Genomic DNA, 21842 nt, shown 5'->3' with positions numbered 1-21842 from the left:
TTATGCCTGCGCCCAATCAATGGGCGTTTGTCCTGTTTCTAAAAGATAGCGATTGGCTTGCGAAAAATGCCCGCACCCCAAAAATCCGCGGTAAGCCGAGAGCGGCGATGGATGCACCGATTGCAGCACGCAATGCTGACTGGCATCAATCAATGCGGCCCGTTTGTGGGCATGTGAGCCCCATAAGACAAACACCAGCTGCTGCCGCTGGCGCGCCAGATAACGAATAATGGCATCGGTGAGCACGTCCCAACCTTGTTTGCTGTGCGAGCCGGCGCAATCTGCGCGTACGGTCAGGGCGGTATTTAATAGCAGTACGCCCTGCGCAGCCCAGCCAGTGAGATTGCCATGCTGCGGCGGGGTTAAGTCCAAATCGCGGGCCAATTCTTGCCAGATATTGCGCAGCGAAGGAGGTACTTTCACGCCATGCGGCACGGAAAATGCCAAGCCATGCGCCTCACCGGCGCCATGATAAGGATCTTGCCCTAAAATCACGACTTTCACTGCACTGGGCGCCAGCGTTTCTAAGGCGTTAAACCACTGTGCAACTGGCGGATACACACGCTGAGTCGCCATTTCCTGCGCCAAAAACTCGCCCAAAGCTGCAAATTTGGCATCCGTGGCCAACTCTGGCAGCGCCAACTGCCAGGCGCTGGGCAGCTGCGAAAATAAATTCATACTTGTCCTTGCCGAGCATTGGAAATAGCCCGGCGATGATAGCGAAACACTGTGGTTTCAAATTGATCTTGCAAGGGGCCGGCTAATTGCCACTCCGCCCGTACCCACTGCCCGCCCGCCGGGTTCGCCGCCACGGCCGTAATGGTGGCAGGCAAATGTAAGAGGCGCGGAAAATGAGTGGATAGCGCCAATGCCACATAGCCCGTTGCACCGGGTTGAGGCGTGGCCGTTTGGCTGGTCCACACGATGGCCTGCATCCCAAGCTGCACGGTTTGTGCCGCAGGCAAAGCCGCCTCTTGCTGCCGCGCCAGCCATAAAAGTTGCAGGTCTTGCTTAGCCTGCGCTAGCTCGATCGGCGCCGCCGGCTGCTCGAAATCGGCCAACACCATTAAGTAGCGCAGCATTTCCCAATCGCTGGCTGCCGCCGGCGGCAAACTCTGACACCACTGCATGGGCAATTGCGCGGTCAATGTGGGTCCGCTCAGGATCACCGAAATACCCCTTGGTTAATTGCTGGCCATTATATCGTCGTTTCTATGGCGACTGAGCTGTGGCTTTACGCAATGCACGCTGATTTTGACTTTTTCGATGGTGAATTCAAATGGCATTGCTAAAATGGTTTTATTCTGACGACATCGAGACAATATCATGCGCCCACACCTGCATTGGCTTGGCCTGGCTTTAGTCACTAGTATCTTCAGCACTTCACTTTTGGCCAGTGGCGGGCACACCGTCAGCCATAGCAAAAAAAGCCACAGCGCAGCCCCGCACGACCCTAGCCACTGGAGCTATGAGGGTAGCACCGGTGCCGAGAACTGGGGCAATATGAAACCCGAGTTTGCCCTATGTAAAAGCGGCACCCAGCAGTCACCAATCAATATTAATGAAGCCTACGCACAAAACCTTGATCGGCTGCAATTTTTCTATCAGCCCAGTAAATTAAATATCCAGAATAACGGCCACACGATTCAGCTCAATTACGATGGCGGCAGTTTTCTGGAGGTCGGGAAAGATCGCTATCAGTTGTTGCAATTTCACTTTCATACCCCCAGCGAAGAAGCCATTGGCGGCAAACGCTATCCGATGGTGGCGCACCTAGTGCATAAAAACGAAGCTGGTCAGCTGGCCGTGGTTGCACTACTGATTAACCAAGGCAAGGCCGACAACCCGCTGTTTACCCAATTCTGGGAAAATCTACCGAGTGAGCTCAACGAAACCAAGATTAAAGACGACATCAAATACAATGTCGCCAGCCTACTTCCTGGCAATAGCAGCTACTGGACCTTTATGGGCTCGCTGACTACACCACCCTGCAGCGAAGGAGTACGCTGGTTTGTGCTTAAAGAACCCCTGAATATTTCAGCTAAACAAATTAGCCGCTTCAAGCGCGAATTCGCCATGAATGCCCGGCCATTGCAGCCTTTATTCGAGCGTGCAGTGCTCGATAGCAACTAAGCACCCTCACAACCAACCAAGACAAAGCCAATAAAAAAGCCCCGCAGTGCGGGGCTTTTTTTACTCAGTGCCGATTAGACTTGCACTGAATCGGCTTCGGCTTGATAAGTATCGATCTCGTTAAAGTTCAGATACTTGTACACTTCACCGGCTTTGCTATCCAGCACGCCAACATCCGCCATGTATTCAGCTACGGTTGGCAGACGGCCCAGACGCGAAGCCACGGCAGCCAGCTCGGCAGAGCTTAGGAATACATTGGTGTTTTTACCCAGACGATTCGGGAAGTTACGGGTCGAAGTAGAAACCACGGTTGCACCTTCACGTACTTGTGCTTGGTTACCCATACACAGCGAGCAACCTGGCATTTCTGTACGGGCACCCGCTGCGCCGAAGGTACCGTAATAGCCTTCTTCGGTCAGTTGCTGGGCATCCATTTTCGTCGGTGGCGCAATCCACAGCTTGGTTGGCAAGTCACGTTTGCCTTCCAGCAGCTTACCAGCGGCACGGAAGTGACCAATATTGGTCATACACGAACCAATAAACACTTCATCGATTTGCGTGCCAGCGACTTCAGACAGCACCTTCACATCATCCGGATCGTTCGGGCAAGCCAAGATTGGCTCTTTCACGTCGGCCAGATCGATTTCGATCACAGCAGCGTATTCAGCATCGGCATCAGGTTGTAGCAGGTTTGGCGCCGCCAGCCATTGCTCCATGCTTTTCACACGGCGCGCCAGCGTTTTCGCATCGCCATAACCATTTGCGATCATGGATTTGAGCAGCACGATGTTGGAGTGCAGATACTCTTCGATCGGTTCTTTGTTCAGGCGTACGGTACAACCTGCAGCAGAACGCTCGGCAGAAGCATCGGTCAACTCGAAGGCTTGCTCAACTTTCAGATCTGGCAGACCTTCGATTTCCAAAATACGGCCCGAGAAGATGTTTTTCTTGCCGGCTTTGGCAACAGTCAACAGACCTTGCTTGATTGCGTACAGCGGAATCGCGTTCACCAAGTCACGCAAAGTGATACCAGGCTGCAGCTCGCCCTTGAAGCGCACCAGCACTGATTCTGGCATGTCCAGCGGCATCACGCCGGTAGCGGCGGCAAACGCCACCAAACCAGAGCCGGCTGGGAATGAAATACCGATTGGGAAACGAGTGTGCGAGTCGCCACCAGTACCTACAGTATCTGGCATCAGCATACGGTTCAGCCATGAGTGGATAACCCCGTCACCTGGGCGCAGCGAAACACCACCACGGTTGCGGATAAACTCAGGCAGAGTGTGGTGCGTTTTCACATCCACTGGTTTTGGATACGCTGCCGTGTGGCAGAACGATTGCATCACCAGATCAGCCGAGAAACCCAGACACGCCAGATCTTTCAATTCGTCGCGGGTCATTGGGCCGGTAGTATCTTGTGAGCCCACTGAAGTCATTTTCGGTTCGCAGTAAGTACCTGGGCGTACGCCTTGGCCTTCTGGCAAACCGCATGCGCGACCCACCATTTTCTGTGCCAGTGAGAAACCTTTGCCTGAATCGGCTGGGTTTTGCGGCAGACGGAAAGTCGTTGAAACAGGCAGGCCCAGCGCTTCACGCGCTTTAGCCGTCAGGCCGCGACCGATAATCAGGTTAATCCGGCCACCCGCGCGCACTTCGTCAAGCAGCACTTCAGTTTTCAGGCTAAAGGTGGTTACCAGCTGGCCGTCTTTTTCTACTTTGCCTTCGTATGGGTAAATGTCGATTACATCGCCCATATTCAGGTTGGTTACATCAAATTCGATTGGCAGTGCGCCCGCGTCTTCCATGGTGTTAAAGAAGATCGGTGCGATTTTGCCGCCAATGCAGTAGCCGCCAAAGCGTTTGTTGGGCACGAATGGAATGTCTTCACCAGTCCACCACAGCACCGAGTTGGTAGCTGATTTACGTGAAGAGCCAGTGCCGACTACATCGCCTACGTAGGCCACTGGGTGGCCTTTCTTTTGCAGCTCAACCAGCTGTTTGATCGGGCCAACTTGGCCTGGTACGTCGGCATTGATGCCTTCGCGAGGGTTTTTCAGCATCGCCAGTGCGTGCAGCGGGATGTCTGGGCGTGACCATGCATCAGGCGCGGGTGACAGATCATCGGTATTGGTTTCGCCAGTCACTTTGAATACAGTGACAGTCACTTTAGCTGGCACTTCAGGACGGCTAGTGAACCACTCCGCATCTGCCCATGATTGCAGGACAGCTTTGGCATTGGCATTGCCAGCATCCGCCAGCTCTTTCACATCGTGGAAGTAGTCAAACATCAACAAGGTCTTTTTCAGACCTTCTGCAGCAATCGCGCCCACTTCGGCATCGGCCAACAGATCGATTTGCGGCTTGATATTGAAGCCACCCAGCATCGTGCCCAGCAATTCAGTCGCTTTGGCGCGGCTGATCAGCGCACAGGTATCAGTGCCTTGGGCTACAGCGGCCAGAAACGCGGCTTTAACTTTAGCTGCATCATCAACACCGGCGGGAACACGGTGAGTCAGCAGTTCAACCAGAAAAGCTTCTTCGCCCTTCGGTGGGTTTTGCAGCAGGGTGATCAGATCAGCGGTTTGTTGTGCAGACAGTGGTAGTGGAGCGATGCCTTGGGCGGCGCGCTCGGCAACATGTTGACGGTAGGCTTCTAACACGGCGTTACCTTTATATGTATTGAGGGGGATGAAACTTGATATACAACAAATCTTTTTGATTCTACCCCTTTGTTAGGCTGCTGTGAATCAAAGCGTAGCAAGGTGTCAATCACTACATACGCTGATGGGTAAAGCGGCAATAGTCGCCCCCGTGGCGCGACCACCCCGCCATACCCTATGCCGTATCAAGCCCGAAGCCAAACAACACAATCATTCGCAACCTATACCCCATGCAGCACGCTTAATCTGCACTTGGCAATGCCAATTCGCCCTCGCCAGCCAGCCGCACTTGCTCGATTTCGGTAAAGCGACGGGAGATTTTCTCGCTGGTGATGCTGACCTGCTGCACATCATCGTGCGCCTGGCGGATATGAGTGGCCAGTTTCTTCATCCGATCGTCAAAACGGCTGAATTCCTGCGCCAGCTTGCCTAGCGCTTCTTTGATGATGTGCACTTGCTTGCGGGTTTCCACGTCTTTGATCACCGCCCGGGCGGTATTGAGCACCGCCATCAGCGTGGTTGGCGACACAATCCACACCCGCTTGGCCAGCGCATGCTGCACCAGCTCAGGGTGGTAGGCATGAATCTCGGCAAATACGGCCTCGGCCGGTATAAACATCACCGCGCCATCGGCGGTCACATTCGGAATAATGTATTTGCTGGCAATGTCATCGATATGTTTTTTCACGTCGAGCTTGAACTGGCGCGTGGCTTGTACTTTATCCAACTCGCCATTAAACATGCGGTGATAGTTTTCCAGCGGGAATTTGGAATCGACCGCCACCGTGCCGGTAGGCTCAGGTAGTTTGAGCAAGCAATCCGCGCGCACCCCGCCTGGCAGCACGGCTTGCAGCTCATACACTTGCGCCGGCAAGACATTACTCACCAGGTGCTCCAGCTGCACCTCACCAAAGGCGCCGCGCGAGCGTTTATCACCCAGCAACTCCTGCAGGCTCACCACATTGGTGGTCAGGCCATCGATTTTCTTTTGCGCCTCATCAATCGTCGCCAGGCGCGCCATCACATTGGCAAAGGTTTCATTGGTTTTCTTAAAGCCTTCGTCCAGCCGCTCGGTGACTTTGCCCGAGATCTCGCCCAACCGTTGATCGGTGGCCTTGGTAAGCTCCGCAACACTTTGCGTGAGCGTGGCCGCCGATTGCGCCAGCGCCGCTGCAATTTGCTCCATTTCGCGCTTGGATTGCTCCGCCAGCATGGTGGAGAGCTTCAGCAGCATATCTTCGCGCAGCGCATCCTGTTTGGTTTGCAATGCGCTCGCAATTTCGGCCAGCTGTTTATTAATCTGCTCGCGGCTTTCGCTCAAGCTCGCCACCAGCGTGAGGCGCAAGGTAGCGAGCGCATCAGTTTGCGCCGCCTGCAGGCGATTAAGCGCCTCGCGGCTATCTTTCATTTCCGCGCCCACCGCCCCGCGCAGGCGATCAAATGACTCGCTCATCGTGTCGCGCAAGCGATCGCCACTGCGGTTAACCGCTTCATGCAACAAGCTACCATGCTGGGTCAGCCCCGACTGCAGTGCTTCGCTTTGCTTGGCGTAGCCTTGATGCAGATCGCCCAGCATTTCGCGATGCTTGGCTTCCAAATCCTGGGTTAAGGTATCGAGTACCTCGCGCTGCTGAGTCACCAGCTGCTGCATGCGCACCACCACCAGCGCACAACCGAGTAAAACAAAAATCGTGGTAACGCCAAACAGCACTTCCAACATCGGGTATTTTTCCGCAAAGAGAACCAAACCGCGATTGTAGGCGATGCAGCCACATGCGCCTATAATCGACGGCATGCATAAATACACTTCTGCGCTGCTAAGCGCCCTCGCCCTGAGTCTTTACCAGCCGGTTTTGGCCAATACGCGCCAGGATTTGGGCGCCTTGCAACGTGCGGCCAGCGCCTGGCTGGATGAAGCATTGGCCAACAGCCCGGGCGTACCGAGCTACACCCTCAGCGAGCCGGATAGCAAACTTAATCTCCCCGCCTGCCAGCAACTCGAAATCGGCTTACCCAGCGGCTACCGGCTGATGGGCAAAACCATGCTGCGGGTGCGTTGCGTCTCGGGCGCCAGCTGGAGCATTAATCTGCCCGCGCAGATTAGCCTGCAGGTGCAATACGTCAGCGCCGCCCGCCCAGTTGCCGCCAACCAAACCCTGAGCGAAGCCGATGTACTGCTACAAAAAGGCGATTTGGGCACTTTGCCAGGCTCGGTCATTCTGGACGCTAGCCAAGCCATCGGCCGCACCTTGAATTCGGCCATTGCCGCCGGCCAGCCAATTCGGAAAGAACAATTGCGCGCCGCGATGGTGATCCAGCAAAACCAGCGAGTGAAAGTGATATTTCGTGAAGACGGGCTGGAAATCAATAACGAGGGTATAGCGCTGGGGGGCGCAGCAGAAGGCGCAATCGTACGGGTACGGGTGGGGAGTAATAATATTATCTCCGGCATAGCGCAAGCGAACGGCAGCGTTTTGGTGTCTAACCCCTAAGCGCGCCCGCGCCACCAGTCCAGCGCGGGCCAGCATGGCCACACACCCATCTGACAAAGCGCGCCATCCAAGGTAGAATCTGCACTATCCAGACCCGACTTTTGCCGGGTCTTTTTACTGTGTCACCCACTTTATTAGCGAAGCTATTAGCACGGCATGCAAGTTATCCGCGGCACCCCGACCAGCCCCTTACCCCCCTCGGCGCTCACCATCGGCAATTTTGATGGCCTGCATCTGGGGCATCAGGCCGTATTGCAGCGCTTAAGCGCGCTGGCCCGCGCGCAAGGGCTCTGCTCGGTGGTAATGACCTTCGAGCCGCATCCGCGCGAGCTGTTTACCCCCCAAGCCGCACCAGCTCGGCTCACAAGTCTGCGCGAGAAAATCGAATTATTGCGCGCCTGTGGCATCGATTACCTGATTGTGCAGCGCTTTAGTCGCGCCTTTGCAGCGCTGAGTGCCGAGCAATTTCGTGATGACATCATCGTAAAGCAAATCAATGCCCGCCAAGTGTTAATTGGCGATGATTTTCGTTTTGGCGCCAAGCGTGCCGGCGATTTGGCGCTACTGCAAGCCCACCCGCAACTGCGATGCGAAAGCCTGCCAACCCAGGCCGAAGGCAGTAACCGCATTTCCTCCACTGCAGTGCGGGAAACCTTAGCCCAAGGCGAAATGGCGCTCGCGCAAAAACTGCTAGGCCGTCCGTATGCGATTTCAGGCCGTGTAGTGGGTGGCGAGCAATTGGGGCGGCAGTTCGGTTTTCCCACTGCCAATATCCAGCTCAAACACAACCGCCCGCCGCTTCTTGGTATATTCGTGGTTGAAATCCACGGTCTAGAGCGCAGCTATCAGGGCGTGGCGAGTTTAGGTTTTCGCCCCACCATCCACGGCGGTGATCCAACGCCCAAGCTGGAAGTGCATATATTTGATTTTGCCCGCGATATTTATCGCCAGCATTTGCGCATTGATTTTCTGCACAAGCTGCGCGACGAAGAGAAATACCCCGATTTTGACACGCTGATCGCCCAGATCGGCGTTGACTGCCAGCAAGCCCGTGACTGGTTTGCCGCGCAGACCACCGTTTGATATTTGAATGATTGAAAGAAAGAGACAGCCATGAGTGACAAGCCCGCCAATAAGTACCCGGTTAATTTGCTGGACACCCCCTTCCCAATGCGGGGCGATCTGGCCAAACGAGAGCCGGGCTTTTTGAAACAATGGCAAGACCAGCAGCTGTATCAAAAGCTGCGCGCCAAAGCCAAAGCGGAAAATCGCCCCTCATTCATGCTGCACGATGGCCCTCCGTATGCCAACGGTGACATCCACATCGGCCACGCCGTCAATAAAATCCTGAAAGACGTGATCATCAAGGCCAAATCGCTGTCGGGCTTTGATGCGCCCTACATTCCGGGCTGGGATTGCCACGGCTTGCCGATCGAACACCAGATCGAAAAAATCGTTAAGTTCGATAAAGACGCGGTGAAAAACAACCCCGACATACACGCCCGCATCGTGGAATACCGCAAAGCCCATGGTTTGGATGAAAAAGAAACCCAGCTGCCGGCTTCATTCACCCGCGAGCTGTGCCGCGCTTATGCCGCCAAACAGATCGAGCGCCAGAAAGTCGACTTTATCCGTCTAGGCGTATGGGGCGACTGGGAAAACCCATACCGCACCATGGATTTTGGCACCGAGGCCGAAATCGTACGCACGCTGGGTAAAATCCACGCCAACGGCTATATGCGCCGCGGACAAAAACCCGTGCACTGGTGTGTAGACTGTGGCTCGGCGCTGGCCGAAGCCGAGGTAGAATACGAAGACAAAACTTCACCCGCCATTGACGTGGGTTTCCGTGTAGTGGATACCGCGGCCTTGTCGCAAGCCTTTGGTGGCGTGCAAGTGGGCGAGCAAGCGGCTTACGCCATCATCTGGACAACCACACCATGGACTCTGCCCGCCAATCAGGCAGTGTGCTTGTCGGCTGAGCTGACTTACGATCTGATCGCCACAGAAAAAGGTCTGCTGATTCTGGCACGCGAGCTGGCAGAAGCCGCGCTGAAACGCTATGGCATTGATGCCAACGAAGTGATTGCCCAGGCCAAAGGTGCGGCGCTGGAAGGCTTGCAACTGCAACATCCATTCTTTGCTCGCCAAGTGCCGATCATCTTGGGTGAACACGTCACCACCGATGCCGGTACGGGCTTGGTTCACACCGCGCCAGCGCACGGGGTAGAAGACTATCAAGTGGGCCTGAAATACCAACTGCCAACTGAAAATCCGGTCGGCAATGATGGCCGCTATATCAGCAGCACCCCTGCCATGAATGGTGAAGTGGAGCTGGCTGGCCTCACCGTGTGGAAAGCCAACCCCTTGGTGCTGGAAGTCCTGGCCAACAACAATGCACTGTTTGCCAATGAAAAACTGCTGCACAGCTACCCACATTGCTGGCGCCACAAAACGCCGATTATCTTCCGTGCCACCAGCCAGTGGTTCATTTCTATGGATCAGCCAGGCCACGAAGGTGTCTCGCTGCGCAGCAAAGCCAATCAGGCTGTGGATGCCACCGAGTTTTTCCCGGCTTGGGGCCGCGCGCGTCTTACCGCCATGATCGGCAACAGCCCGGATTGGTGTATTTCCCGCCAGCGCAACTGGGGTGTGCCGATGACCTTCTTCGTACACAAAGAAACGGGCGAGTTGCACCCACGTTCAGGCGAATTGCTCGAACAAGTTGCCCAGCGCATCGAAGCCCAAGGCATTGAAGCCTGGTTTAGCTTGGATGCCAGCGAGCTCTTGGGCGATGAAGCCAATGATTACGTCAAACTCAAAGACACGCTGGATGTGTGGTTTGACTCTGGTGCCACGCATTTTGCGGTACTTAAAGCTCGTGGGCTGCCTTGGCCAGCCAATCTGTACCTGGAAGGCTCGGATCAGCACCGTGGCTGGTTCCAGTCTTCGATGAAAACCGGTTGCGCCACCGAAGGCCGCGCACCGTATGATCAGCTGCTCACGCATGGCTTTGTGGTTGATGGCAAGGGCATGAAAATGTCTAAATCCAAGGGCAATGTGATTGCGCCGCAAACCGTCATCAACCAAATGGGCGCCGATATGCTGCGCCTGTGGGTGGCCAGCACCGATTACTCGGGCGAGCTGTCGATTTCGGATGAGATCCTCAAGCGCACCACCGATAGCTATCGCCGTCTGCGCAATACACTGCGCTTCTTGCTGGCTAATCTGTCTGATTTCTCGGCCGCCCAATTGCTGCCGGTGGCGCAGCTGACCACACTGGATCGTTACGCTCTGGCGCAGCTGGGCAAATTCCAGCAGACCGTACTGGGCTTGTATGACAAATACGAATTCCACCTAGCCGTGCAGGAAATGACCAGCTACGCCTCGGAAGAGCTGGGCTCGTTCTATCTGGACATTATCAAAGATCGTCTGTACACCATGAGTGCCGATAGCCTCGGCCGCCGCTCGGCACAGACGGTGCTGTGGCATATCACCGAAACGCTGGTACGGCTGCTCGCGCCAATTACATCGTTCACGGCGCATGAAGTGTGGGAAGTGCTGCACGGCGCCGAGAGCGAAAGCGTTTTCCTAGATTGCTGGTATGCCGTGCCGGGCGTGGCCGATGCCGACCAACTCGCGGCGCAATTTGCGCTGGTGCGTGATGTACGCGCTCAAGTGCAAAAAGACATCGAAGTCTTACGCGCTAGCGGCCAACTGGGCTCAAGCCTGCAAGCCGAAGTCAGCATCAAGGCCGAAGGCGACACGCTGGCCGCCTTGCAAGCACTGGGTGGCGAGCTGAAATTTGTACTGATCACTTCACAGGCTAGCGTCGCCGCTGGCGAGTTTGCCATCGAGGTATTGCCTTCAAGCCATGAGAAATGCGAGCGTTGCTGGCATTACCACCCTACCGTATCTACGTTAGCGAGCCACGCCACGCTGTGCGCGCGCTGTGATGACAATCTACACGGCCAAGGCGAGGTGCGCGAGCATGCCTAAGCTGTTCACGCCGCGGTTTGGCGCCTTTCTCGGGCTCGCCGCGCTGGTGCTGTTACTCGATCAGGTGAGCAAACACTGGATTGAGGCGGTATTCGAGCTGTATCAGGTGCATGAAATCATTCCGGGTTTCTTTAATCTGACCCTTGCCTACAATCCGGGCGCGGCCTTTTCGTTTTTGGCTGATGCCGGTGGCTGGCAGCGGCACTTTTTTACGGGCCTCGCGCTAGTGGTGTCGGTAGTGATTGTGTTTTTGCTGAAAAAACACCAGCACGAGCCGCGCTATGCCACCGCGCTGGCGCTGATTCTCGGTGGTGCGCTCGGCAATGCGATCGACCGAATGATCTTTGGTCATGTGATCGACTTTATCCAGCTGCACTATCAGCAACGCTGGTTTTACCCCGCGTTTAATATTGCCGATTCGGCCATTTGCGTTGGCGCCGCGTTATTGGTGATCGACAGCTTTAAAAAGGAAAAAACCGCATGAACATTATCCTCGCCCAGCCACGCGGCTTCTGTGCCGGCGTGGATCGTGCGATTGCCATCGTCGAAAAAGCGCTCGAAAAATACGGCGCCCCGATCTACGTGCGCCATGAAGTGGTCCACAATAAATTTGTGATCGAAGATCTGAAAGCCAAAGGCGCGATTTTTATCGAGGATTTGGCCGATGTGCCGGCCGGTAACACGCTGATTTTCTCCGCGCATGGCGTATCACAAGCCGTACGCGCGGAAGCCGCCGAGCGGGGGCTGACGATTTTTGATGCGACCTGCCCGCTCGTGACCAAGGTGCACTCCGAAGTCAAACGCCTGCGCGAGCAAGGTTTTGAAATCGTGATGATCGGGCACAAAGGCCACCCAGAAGTTGAAGGTACGATGGGCCAAAGCGAAGGTGGCATGTACCTGGTGGAAGACGAGCAAGATGTGCTGAATCTGCAAGTGCGCAATGCCGAGCAACTGGCCTACGTCACCCAGACCACGCTCTCGGTGGACGACGCGCAGGTGGTGATCAATGCCTTGCGGGCGCGCTTTCCGGCGATTGTCGGCCCGAAGAAAGACGATATCTGTTACGCCACCCAAAACCGGCAAGATGCGGTGAAACAGCTGGCCAAAGATATCGATATTCTGATCGTGGTGGGCTCACCCAATAGCTCCAATTCCAACCGCCTGCGCGAAGTTGGCGCGGGGCTTGGTATCGCCGCCTATATGGTCGACAACGAAACCGAGCTCAAAGCCGAATGGTTTGCCAGTCAAGGTCGTGTCGGCATCACGGCTGGGGCCTCAGCGCCGGATGTATTAGTCCGCCGCGTGATTGAGCAAATTCAGGCCTTCGGTGCCACCACGGTCGAAACCATGCCCGGCGTAGAAGAAAACGTGATTTTTGCCCTCCCCAAAGGCTTGGTTTAAGCATAAATTATCCGCCCAACGCCACGTCACCGACGTGGCGTTTTTTATTGGGCGCAGCGCTTTGCTGCTCTATACTTTCGTCTACCTGCCCTCTGGTTCGCCCGTATGGAAAAACTGACCAACCCGACCGATATTGCCCGCGAAACACTCAAGCAATTGGCGCTCCGCCGCATCGTCCCCAGCCCGGATCATTATCAGTCGATTTATCACGAAATCGCGCAAAGTAGCGAGGAAGAGCGGATTCATCCTGGCCTGCGCGAGCTGATTCAGGCACTGGATGGTAGTGAGCATCCCGATGCCAAGCGCCAGCTTGAGCAACTCAAACGCCTTATAAAACGCGAAGAGTGGCAGCCATTACTCGATCAGATTATCCGCTGCTATAACCTGCAGCACGGCAGTGCCGATCTAGCCCGCAATTGGGCCGACCTGATCAAAGATTTGATCCTGCAGTGGGATTTGCGTAACCCCGCCTACCCCCCTAGCCGCAAGCGTGAAGCACTGGATAAGGTGCTGATCAATTTTGGCAGTGACAGCAACGAACTTAATCAAAAGCTCAGCGGCCTGATTACGGCCTGGGGCGAAACTGGTATTGATAGCGGGCTGAGCAGCGCCGAGGCTAGCGAGGGCAATGCGCCCGCCAATCCAGCCACTACACCAGCCGAGGGGGCTGCCTATGGCGGCATTAACTGGCAGGACTGGCGCGATGCCACAGTTACCGCATTGGAGCTCGGCCTACAGGCACGCCTCAGCCACAACCCGGATCTGCAGCAAGAGACGCAAGCAATGGCGGGTGAAGCCCGCGCGGTGAGCAATGCCGCCGAGATGGATAAATGGCTACCGCGCTTGCGCAAATTCTGGCTCAAACTGGAGCTGCAAAACGATCAGGAAGACCGACTCTGCGATGGGCTGATGCGCTTATTGCGCCTGCTCACCGACAATATGGCCGAAATCGTGGTCGACGATGAATGGGTGCGCGGTCAGATCGCCGTGGTGCAAAGCATCATGGCCCAACCGCTGGATATGCGCGTGCTGTACGACGCCGAGGCCGGCCTAAAAGAAGTGCTGTATAAGCAAAGTCAGGTAAAACACAGCCTGGTTGAAGCGCAATCGGTCTTGAAAGATATGCTGGCGACCTTTATCGATCGCTTAAGCTTTATGTCTGAAAGTACCGACACCTATCACGAGAAAATCAGTGGCTATGCCGAGAAAATCACCGTCGCCAACGATCTCACCTCGATCCGCCATGTGATGGAAGATCTGCTGCAAGACACCCGCAGCATGCAGCTGGATGTAATGCGCTCGCGCGATGAGCTGCGTGAAGCGCGCAAACAAGCCGACCTTGCCCATTCCCGCGTGGTCGAGTTAGAAAAAGAGCTCACCGCGCTGAGTGATAAAGTCCGCGAAGACCAACTTACCGGCGCCCTCAATCGCCGCGGTCTGGAAGACGCTTATCAGATCGAAACTTCACGCGCCTTGCGCAGCCATACCCAGTTTGCTGTGGCGCTGCTGGATATTGATAACTTCAAAAAACTCAATGATGGCATGGGCCATGCGGCAGGCGATGCGGCGCTCAAGCATTTGGTGGCGGTCGTGAAAGATCTGCTGCGACCCACCGATACCGTCGCCCGCTATGGTGGCGAAGAATTTGTGGTGCTGATGCCGGACACCAATCTGGCCGCTGGCACGATGATTATGCAGCGGGTGCAGCGTGAGCTCACCAAGCGCTTTTTCATGCATGACAACGAAAAGGTGCTCATCACCTTCAGCGCAGGCATCACCTTGGCCGAGCCTACCGAAGCGCGCGATGCGGTCCTCAAGCGTGCGGATGAAGCCATGTATCGGGCGAAGAAAAACGGCAAAAACCGGGTGGAACAAGGCTGAGCGAGCCGCAAACAAAAAGGACGCCACGGCGTCCTTTTTAATACCCCAGCCCAGTATAGCTCGCTAAAATAGCTCTTCTGCGCTCGCTACGGCAGTACCCAGCTTGGCCACCACGATGCCAGCCGCTTTATTCGACCAATCCATCGCTTCGGGTAAATCCAGCCCCGCCGCCAGCATTAAGCCCAGCGTGGCAATGACCGTATCGCCCGCCCCTGAGACATCAAACACCTCGCGGGCTTGGGTGGGTTTGTGTACCACTTGATCCGCTTTGAAGAGGCTCATCCCTTCTTCGCTGCGCGTCACCAGCAATGCCTGCAACTGCAATTGCTCGCGCAGAGCTTGAGCTTTACGGGTAAGTTCTGCCTCATCTTGCCAGCTACCCGCCACTTGCTTGAATTCGCTGCGATTGGGCGTGAGCAACGTCGCGCCTGCATAAATGCTGTATTCATCCCCTTTCGGATCGACCAGCACCGGTTTACCCGCTTCATTGGCGGCCTGAATCATGGCTTGCACGTGCGATAGGCTGCCTTTGCCATAATCGGACAAAATCACCACATCAATATCAAGCAACGAGGCTTTGAAATCATCGAGCTTCGCGGCCAGCACTTCGTGGCTGGGCTTGTCTTCAAAATCGATGCGTAGTAATTGCTGCTGACGAGACAATACCCGCAATTTGACGGTGGTGGAGATCTCGGCATCACGGTGCAGGCCCGTTTCTACCCCAGCCTGCTGTAAGAGTTTTTCCAGGCTCGTGCCCGCCTCGTCATCACCGATGACTGACAAGAGCCGTGCCTGACCACCCAGCGCCACGATATTGCGGGCCACATTCGCGGCGCCACCGGCACGCTCGTCGCTCTTGGTAATCCGCGCAACCGGCACCGGGGCTTCAGGTGAAATCCGCTCAACGTCGCCAAACCAGTAGCGATCCAGCATCACATCACCGACCACCAATACTCGCGCCTGCTTTACCTGCTCTTTTAACTGCATTGGCTTACCCCAGCAAAGATGCCTGAATGGCTTGTAGGGTCGCCAGTGGGTCGGCACTTTGCGTGATCGGACGCCCAATCACCAGATAATCCGCTCCAGCCGCAATCGCGGCAGCAGGCGTCATCACGCGGTTTTGATCATCCAGGGCCGCATCGGCTGGGCGAATACCTGGGGTAACCAATTTAAAATCTTGGCCGCAAGCAGCCTTTAATAAGCTGGCTTCCTGCGCAGAGCACACCACGCCATCAAGACCGCAGCTTTTGGTCAATTTTGCCAGGCGCTCCACCTGCTCGGCGGGGCTGCAGTGCAAGCCAAGCTCTTGCAGGTCTTCGGCACCCATACTAGTTAGGACGGTAACCGCTATCAGCAGTGGTCGTTGGCTGAGTTTATCCAGCGTTTCGCGGGTGGTTTCCATCATTTTGCGGCCACCACTGGCGTGCACATTCACCATCCAGACACCCAAATCGGCGGCCATTTTGCAGGCTTGCGCTACAGTATTCGGAATATCATGGAATTTGAGATCAAGAAAAACTTCAAAGCCTTTGCCCGACAATTGCTCCACCAACTGTGGGCCAGCGGCAGTAAACAACTCTTTACCCACTTTCAAACGGCACAGTTGCGGGTTTACACGCTCAGCAAAGGCCAAAGCACCAGCGGCATTCGGATAATCCAGTGCCACCACAATACGAGGATCAAGCGTCATATTTAAAACCAAACAGAAATTAGAATTAGCAAAGCGGCCAATCAATGATTAGCCGTACGGCGTTTGCCGCGGATCGGCGCATAGGTTTCCCAGCCATTACAACCGGGACAATGCCAGAAAAATTGGCGGGTTTTAAAGCCGCATTCATGGCAATAATACATCGTGTGTTCGCGGGTGTTGTCGTGCAGCAGTTTGCCGATGAGTTCGATTTCTGGCTTTTGCTCATCGGGTGCCACCAGCAGATGTGCCTCCAGCAATTTGCGCAGCCCGGACATCGTTGGCGTCTCACGTAAGCGTTCACGCACAAAGTCGTGCGCCGCCTCCACGCCATCTGCAGCAATAATTTGCTCGTATAAAAGATCAACAATATCCAGCTCCGGATACCGCGCCAGATACCGCCGCAGTAGTGCCACGCCTTCGGCCGCCAGCCCTATTTGGGTGTAAGCATGCAAGACCTGCTTGGCAGCCAGAGTTAAATATTGTGGATCTTGGTTTTCAATCGCCAGCCATTCATCCAGCGCTGCTTGCGCACTGCCTTGGGCCAGCAAGATCTCACCGCGCATCAGGCGCGCCCGCACACATTGGCGATGAATCTGTAAAGCCTGCCCCAGAAAACCATTCGCCGTATCTAGCTCTTTACGCACCAAGGCCGACGCCGCCAATTCGCAATAAAATTGAGCAATTTCATGCTGATAGCTGTGGCTTTCATCGCGCAACTGCTGGGCGATCTCAATGGCTTTGAGCCACTCATGCTCTTGCTGATAAATTGCTAAGAGCTCAACTAAAGCGGCGCGTGCCGCTCCGGTGCCGGATAATTCATGCAGCAAGTTTTCGGCACGATCAAAGAGCCCTGCCTTAATAAAGTCGATCGCCAATTCAAGCTTGGCTTTTTCTTGCTGCACGTCACTTAGATCACGCCGGGCGAGCAATTTTTGGTGCATGCGAATAGCACGCTCCAATTCGCCACGCCGCCGGAATAAATGCCCGAGCGTGAATTGCAATTCAATGGTTTCTTCGTGCTGCTTGGCAATATCGACATAAATCTCCACGGCCTTATTGGTTTCACCCGATAAGAGGTGATTAAGGCCTTTGAAATAAGCCGCCGGCAGCGATTTACTTTGAGCAATAACGTGTTTGATATCGACCCGGGCGGCAAGCCAGCCCAAGCCAAAAAAGGCTGGCAAAATCACCAGCCACCAGAATTGGATTTCAATCATTGATTAGATCGCGTCTTTTGGTTGAATCAGGGGGGAGTCAGTGAGTGGCGCAGCAATCGGCGCGAGTTGTTTGTTTTCTTTGCGCAATTTCACCAGCTCGCGACGCAGACGAAATACCTGGCTAAAACTCGCCAGCAAGCCAAACACCACGCCCAGCACGAAAAACACTAATAAAATCATGGCCAAAGGCGCATTCCAGACATAGCCAAGGAAGAAATGCAGATCGACAGGGACAGCGTTATGCATGGCAAAACCAAACAACAACACAAAGATCAGAAATTTAACGATCCAGCCCAGATATTGCATCGTAATACTCCCCTTGTTATCTGCGTTCCATTGTAGCCTAAATTAGCATTGGGTTAAGCAAGCACAATAAAAAAGCGGCCTCCGCAGAGGCCGCTTTGGGTAAAGCCACTCAGATTACAGCTCGAAATCGACCCGCTCTCTCAGCTCTTTGCCTGCTTTAAAGTGCGGCACAAACTTTTCTGGTACAGCCACTTTCGTGCCTGACTTTGGGTTGCGCCCCACCCGTGGCGGGCGATAGTTCAAGTCGAAGCTACCAAAACCGCGAATCTCGATGCGTTGGCCTTGCGAAAGGCTACGGGCCATGGCATCGAGCATTGTCTTCACGGCCAACTCTGCATCTTTGGCAACCAGCTGTGGATAGCGCTCGGCCAGTCGTGCGATGAGTTCAGATTTGGTCATATCCTACTGCGATTCCTATGCAGGATTATTCAGCAGAACCTGACAGCTTAGCTTTCAGCAGCGCGCCCAAGCTCGTCGTACCAGCGTTAGCGTCTGTTGACAGTTTGCTCATTGCTTCGCTTTGTTCAGCACTGTCTTTAGCTTTGATTGACAGGTTGATCGAACGAGTTTTGCGATCCACGTTGATGATCATCGCTTCAACTTCATCACCTTCTTTCAGAACGGTGCGGATGTCTTCTACGCGATCACGTGAAACTTCAGTCGCACGCAGGTAACCTTCAACATCATCCGACAGAGTCACTACGGCGCCTTTCGCGTCCAGTGATTTAACCGCGCCTTTAACTACGGCACCTTTGTCGAATTGAGAGATGAAGTTGTTGAATGGATCACCTTCCATCTGTTTGATGCCGAGGCTGATACGCTCTTTCTCTACATCGATAGACAGAACGATGGCTTCAACTTCATCGCCTTTCTTGAAGTTACGAACGGCTTCTTCACCAGCCACGTTCCAAGACAGGTCAGACAAGTGAACCAGGCCGTCGATACCGCCAGCCAGACCAACGAACACACCAAAGTCAGTGATCGATTTGATCGCGCCTTTGATTTTGTCGCCTTTCTTGTAGTTAGCAGCGAAATCGTCCCATGGATTAGCCATGCACTGTTTCATGCCGAGGCTGATACGACGTTTGTCTTCGTCGATATCCAGGATCATCACTTCAACTTCGTCGCCCAGCGCTACTACTTTCGATGGGTGAACGTTTTTGTTAGTCCAATCCATTTCAGAAACGTGTACCAGACCTTCGATGCCTTGTTCGATTTCAACGAACGCGCCGTAGTCGGTCAGGTTAGTTACTTTACCGAACAGACGAGTGCCTGATGGGTAACGACGTGACAGACCCACCCATGGATCTTCGCCCAGTTGTTTCAGACCCAGAGATACACGGTTCTTGTCTTGATCGAACTTCAGAACCTTAGCTTCCAGCTCATCACCCACTGACAGAACTTCAGATGGGTGTTTAACACGGCGCCATGCCAGGTCAGTGATGTGCAACAGACCATCAATACCGCCCAGATCAACGAACGCACCGTAGTCAGTGATGTTTTTAACGATACCTTTAACGATCGAGCCTTCTTTCAGGGTCTCGAGCAGTTTCTGACGCTCTTCACCCAGAGAGTCTTCCAGTACCGCACGACGTGATACCACCACGTTGTTACGTTTGCGATCCAGTTTGATCACTTTGAATTCAACTTGCTTACCTTCGTAAGGCGTAGTGTCTTTCACTGGACGGATGTCTACCAGAGAACCTGGCAGGAAGGCACGCAGGCCATTTACCATCACAGTCAAACCACCTTTGACCTTGCCGGAAATAACACCGGTCATGATCTCGCCGCGCTCCAGGCAGTCTTCCAGCTCGATCCAAGAAGCCAGACGTTTCGCTTTTTCGCGAGACAGCTTAGTTTCACCGTAGCCGTTTTCCAGGCTGTCGATGGCAACAGGTACGAAGTCACCAACTTTAACGTCAACTTCGCCGCTGTCGTTTTTGAATTCGTCCAGCGGAATCAGAGATTCTGATTTCAGGCCAGCATTTACAGTGACAAAGTTGCTGTCGATCGCTACAACCTCAGCGGTAATCACTTCACCAGCGCGCATTTCTTGGCGGGTGAGGCTTTCCTCAAACAGGGCTGCAAAGCTGTCCATAGTAGCGGTAGTCATTATGTGGAAAATTCCATTTGCCGGTCGCTTGCGCGCGCGTCACACAATGCAAGAACGGCGGGTTAAGTTAATAAAAAAGGCCAGCAGAATCAGTCCGCTGGCAGGACGCGCGTCCATGTAAAAATGGATTTACACAGAATCCGCGCATTCTACAGATTTTCTCTCTTGCGATCAAGCCCTTAGCGGTCTTGCCACCAAGCCAGCACCTGCTCAACTGCGGCATCCGCACTCAACTCGGTCGTATCCAGCAGCAAGGCGCCTTCGGTTTGCGCCAGCGGCGCTACGCTGCGCGCACGATCCCGTGCATCGCGCGCTTCCAGATCAGCGGTAATCACCACCAAATCAGCCGCCTCACCGCGTGCCTGAAGCTGCTTAAAGCGCCGCTCGGCCCGCGCAGCGGCTGATGCGGTCAGAAAGACTTTGAGCTTGGCATCGGGAAACACCACGGAGCCCATGTCTCGGCCATCGGCCACCAGCCCCGGCGCTTTGGCAAAGGCTTGCTGGCGCGCAAGCAAAGCAATACGCACTTTGGGCAAGGCGGCAATTTGCGAAGCACCTGAGCCAATTTCTTCGCTGCGTATCGCGGTGGTGACGTTTTGGCCTGCCAGCAAAATCTGGTCGCCATCAAATACTACATCCAGGTATTGCGCCACAGACGTTACTGCATCTTCATCAGACCACAATACCCCCTGCTGCAATGCAGCGAGCGCGGTGAGTCGATAGATGGCACCGGAATCCAGATAATGAAAACCCAAAGTTTCGGCCACGCGCTGGGCCACGGTGCCTTTGCCGGAGGCGGAAGGCCCATCAATGGCGATCACGGGAATGTGCGGCATACTGCAACTCCTTCTCCAAAACAACTCAGTCAGAACGAGCAGCTGCCCGCCCAAAAAACAAACATCCTGCAGCAAGGGCTGCAGGATGCTTTTGATCTAAAGCGAATTAAGCGCTGGCTAGAATCGCTTCAATGGCTTGCAATTCGTCCGCGCTAAAGTCTAGATGGTGGATGGCGCCAACATTTTCAATAATCTGTTCTGGCCGGCTCGCGCCAATGATCACCGAAGTGACCGTTTGCAGGGCCCAAGCCAGCGCCATTTGCGCCAGCGACTGGCCACGCTGCTGCGCCAGCAGATGCAAGGCCTGAATTTGCTGCAAGCGCAGCTCCACCTTATCAGCGCTTAAGAAATGATTCTGGGCATCTGCCGCCCGCGAATCTGCTGGAATACCCGCCAAATAACGATCGGTGAGCAAACCTTGCGCCAGCGGGCAAAAAGCAATCGAGCCCACGCCTTCATCAGCCAGCACCTTGGTCAGGCCACCCTCAATCCAGCGATCAAACATCGAATACGAAGGCTGGTGAATCAGGCAAGGCGTACCCAATTCTTTGAGTACCTTCACGGCCACCGCAGTTTGCTCCGCCGAATAGGACGAAATGCCCACGTACAGCGCCTTGCCTTGGCGCACCAAACTATCGAGCGCACCCATGGTTTCTTCAATCGGAGTATCCGGATCGGGGCGATGCGAGTAGAAAATATCGACGTAATCGAGCCCCATCCGGCGCAGACTTTGCTCGCAACTGGCAATCAGGTATTTGCGACTCCCCAGATCGCCATAAGGGCCGGGCCACATTTCCCAGCCGGCTTTGCTACTGATAATCAGCTCATCGCGATAGCCGTGCAGATCGGTCGCCAAGAGCCGACCCATGGTTTCTTCTGCCGCACCGGGTTTGGGGCCGTAGTTATTCGCCAGATCAAAATGCGTAATCCCCAGGTCAAAGGCCTTGAGCACCATGGCGCGGCTATTGGCATAAGGGCGATTTTCGCCAAAGTTATGCCACATCCCTAGCGACACGGCCGGCAGTTTCAGCCCGCTGCGCCCGCAGCGACGGTAAGGCATCTGGGTATAACGCTGTGGGTCGGCGACATAGCGCATAAAAATCTCCTACCGGCC

Annotated in this window: 19 protein-coding genes; 7 read left to right on the top strand and 12 right to left on the bottom strand. The window is 54.8% G+C overall.

Features of this window, described 5'->3' with window-relative positions; genetic code table 11:
* Positions 1-678 (bottom strand): uracil-DNA glycosylase, encoded by a 678-nt coding sequence (gene ung / locus G482_RS0104560; protein ID WP_028449045.1) that lies wholly within the window; start codon positions 676-678, stop codon positions 1-3.
* Entirely contained in the window at positions 675-1130 is a 456-nt protein-coding gene (locus G482_RS19415; protein ID WP_028449044.1) for a PilZ domain-containing protein, read from the bottom strand. The genes ung and G482_RS19415 overlap by 4 nt, the downstream gene beginning before the upstream one ends.
* Before the next feature lie 196 nt (positions 1131-1326).
* On the opposite strand from G482_RS19415, the gene G482_RS17280 reads away from it, so the two are divergent.
* Positions 1327-2133, top strand: a complete 807-nt coding sequence (locus G482_RS17280; RefSeq protein WP_051258717.1) for a carbonic anhydrase — start codon at positions 1327-1329, stop codon at positions 2131-2133.
* Positions 2134-2207: 74 nt separating this feature from the next.
* On the opposite strand, the gene acnB is transcribed toward G482_RS17280, so the two are convergent.
* Both acnB and G482_RS0104535 read right to left on the bottom strand, forming a co-directional pair.
* Positions 2208-4793 carry a bifunctional aconitate hydratase 2/2-methylisocitrate dehydratase gene (acnB, locus tag G482_RS0104540; RefSeq protein WP_028449043.1) on the bottom strand — a complete coding sequence of 862 codons (2586 nt, stop codon included), beginning with the start codon at positions 4791-4793 and terminating at the stop codon, positions 2208-2210.
* Positions 4794-5034: 241 nt separating this feature from the next.
* The gene (locus G482_RS0104535) at positions 5035-6513 is read right to left on the bottom strand and encodes a DNA recombination protein RmuC (protein WP_028449042.1); all 1479 of its coding nucleotides are present in this window, start codon (positions 6511-6513) and stop codon (positions 5035-5037) included.
* A 73-nt stretch (positions 6514-6586) separates the two neighbouring features.
* On the opposite strand from G482_RS0104535, the gene flgA reads away from it, so the two are divergent.
* The 6 genes from flgA (at position 6587) to G482_RS0104505 (ending at position 14566) form a co-directional block, all read left to right on the top strand.
* Positions 6587-7285, top strand: coding sequence for a flagellar basal body P-ring formation chaperone FlgA (flgA, locus tag G482_RS17275; protein WP_051258716.1), 699 nt, complete (start codon positions 6587-6589; stop codon positions 7283-7285).
* A 156-nt stretch (positions 7286-7441) separates the two neighbouring features.
* Positions 7442-8368: a bifunctional riboflavin kinase/FAD synthetase gene (locus G482_RS0104525; RefSeq protein WP_028449041.1), complete on the top strand. Its 927-nt coding sequence runs from the start codon at positions 7442-7444 to the stop codon at positions 8366-8368.
* Positions 8369-8398: 30 nt separating this feature from the next.
* Positions 8399-11284: an isoleucine--tRNA ligase gene (gene ileS / locus G482_RS0104520; protein WP_028449040.1), complete on the top strand. Its 2886-nt coding sequence runs from the start codon at positions 8399-8401 to the stop codon at positions 11282-11284.
* Positions 11277-11768 carry a signal peptidase II gene (gene lspA / locus G482_RS0104515; protein ID WP_028449039.1) on the top strand — a complete coding sequence of 164 codons (492 nt, stop codon included), beginning with the start codon at positions 11277-11279 and terminating at the stop codon, positions 11766-11768. Before ileS ends, lspA begins: the two co-directional genes overlap by 8 nt.
* Positions 11765-12685, top strand: coding sequence for a 4-hydroxy-3-methylbut-2-enyl diphosphate reductase (gene ispH / locus G482_RS0104510; protein WP_028449038.1), 921 nt, complete (start codon positions 11765-11767; stop codon positions 12683-12685). Before lspA ends, ispH begins: the two co-directional genes overlap by 4 nt.
* Positions 12686-12790: 105 nt before the next feature.
* Positions 12791-14566 carry a GGDEF domain-containing protein gene (locus G482_RS0104505; RefSeq protein ID WP_028449037.1) on the top strand — a complete coding sequence of 592 codons (1776 nt, stop codon included), beginning with the start codon at positions 12791-12793 and terminating at the stop codon, positions 14564-14566.
* A gap of 63 nt (positions 14567-14629) precedes the next feature.
* On the opposite strand, the gene rfaE1 is transcribed toward G482_RS0104505, so the two are convergent.
* The 8 genes from rfaE1 to mgrA form a co-directional block, all read right to left on the bottom strand.
* Positions 14630-15553 (bottom strand): D-glycero-beta-D-manno-heptose-7-phosphate kinase, encoded by a 924-nt coding sequence (gene rfaE1, locus G482_RS17270; protein ID WP_051258715.1) that lies wholly within the window; start codon positions 15551-15553, stop codon positions 14630-14632.
* Positions 15554-15557: 4 nt separating this feature from the next.
* The gene (gene pyrF, locus G482_RS0104495) at positions 15558-16256 is read right to left on the bottom strand and encodes an orotidine-5'-phosphate decarboxylase (RefSeq protein WP_028449036.1); all 699 of its coding nucleotides are present in this window, start codon (positions 16254-16256) and stop codon (positions 15558-15560) included.
* A 41-nt stretch (positions 16257-16297) separates the two neighbouring features.
* Complete coding sequence (gene lapB, locus G482_RS0104490; protein WP_211227557.1) at positions 16298-17473, bottom strand: lipopolysaccharide assembly protein LapB; 1176 nt, start codon at positions 17471-17473, stop codon at positions 16298-16300.
* A gap of 3 nt (positions 17474-17476) precedes the next feature.
* A complete protein-coding gene (locus G482_RS0104485; RefSeq protein WP_028449034.1) occupies positions 17477-17779 on the bottom strand; it encodes a LapA family protein in 303 nt (100 codons plus the stop codon).
* A gap of 114 nt (positions 17780-17893) precedes the next feature.
* Positions 17894-18178 carry an integration host factor subunit beta gene (locus G482_RS0104480; protein WP_028449033.1) on the bottom strand — a complete coding sequence of 95 codons (285 nt, stop codon included), beginning with the start codon at positions 18176-18178 and terminating at the stop codon, positions 17894-17896.
* Between the two features lie 25 nt (positions 18179-18203).
* Complete coding sequence (gene rpsA, locus G482_RS0104475; RefSeq protein ID WP_231550504.1) at positions 18204-19892, bottom strand: 30S ribosomal protein S1; 1689 nt, start codon at positions 19890-19892, stop codon at positions 18204-18206.
* 179 nt (positions 19893-20071) lie between these two features.
* Positions 20072-20728: a (d)CMP kinase gene (cmk, locus tag G482_RS0104470; RefSeq protein WP_028449031.1), complete on the bottom strand. Its 657-nt coding sequence runs from the start codon at positions 20726-20728 to the stop codon at positions 20072-20074.
* 106 nt (positions 20729-20834) lie between these two features.
* Positions 20835-21824: an L-glyceraldehyde 3-phosphate reductase gene (mgrA, locus tag G482_RS0104465; protein ID WP_028449030.1), complete on the bottom strand. Its 990-nt coding sequence runs from the start codon at positions 21822-21824 to the stop codon at positions 20835-20837.
* Positions 21825-21842: the final 18 nt, after the last annotated feature.

This window comes from Chitinibacter tainanensis DSM 15459 (genome assembly GCF_000429785.1).
GTDB classification, from domain to species: Bacteria; Pseudomonadota; Gammaproteobacteria; order Burkholderiales; family Chitinibacteraceae; genus Chitinibacter; species Chitinibacter tainanensis.
The sequence above is the reverse complement of the archived record's forward strand: the minus strand, read 5'-3'. Positions and strand labels throughout refer to the sequence as shown.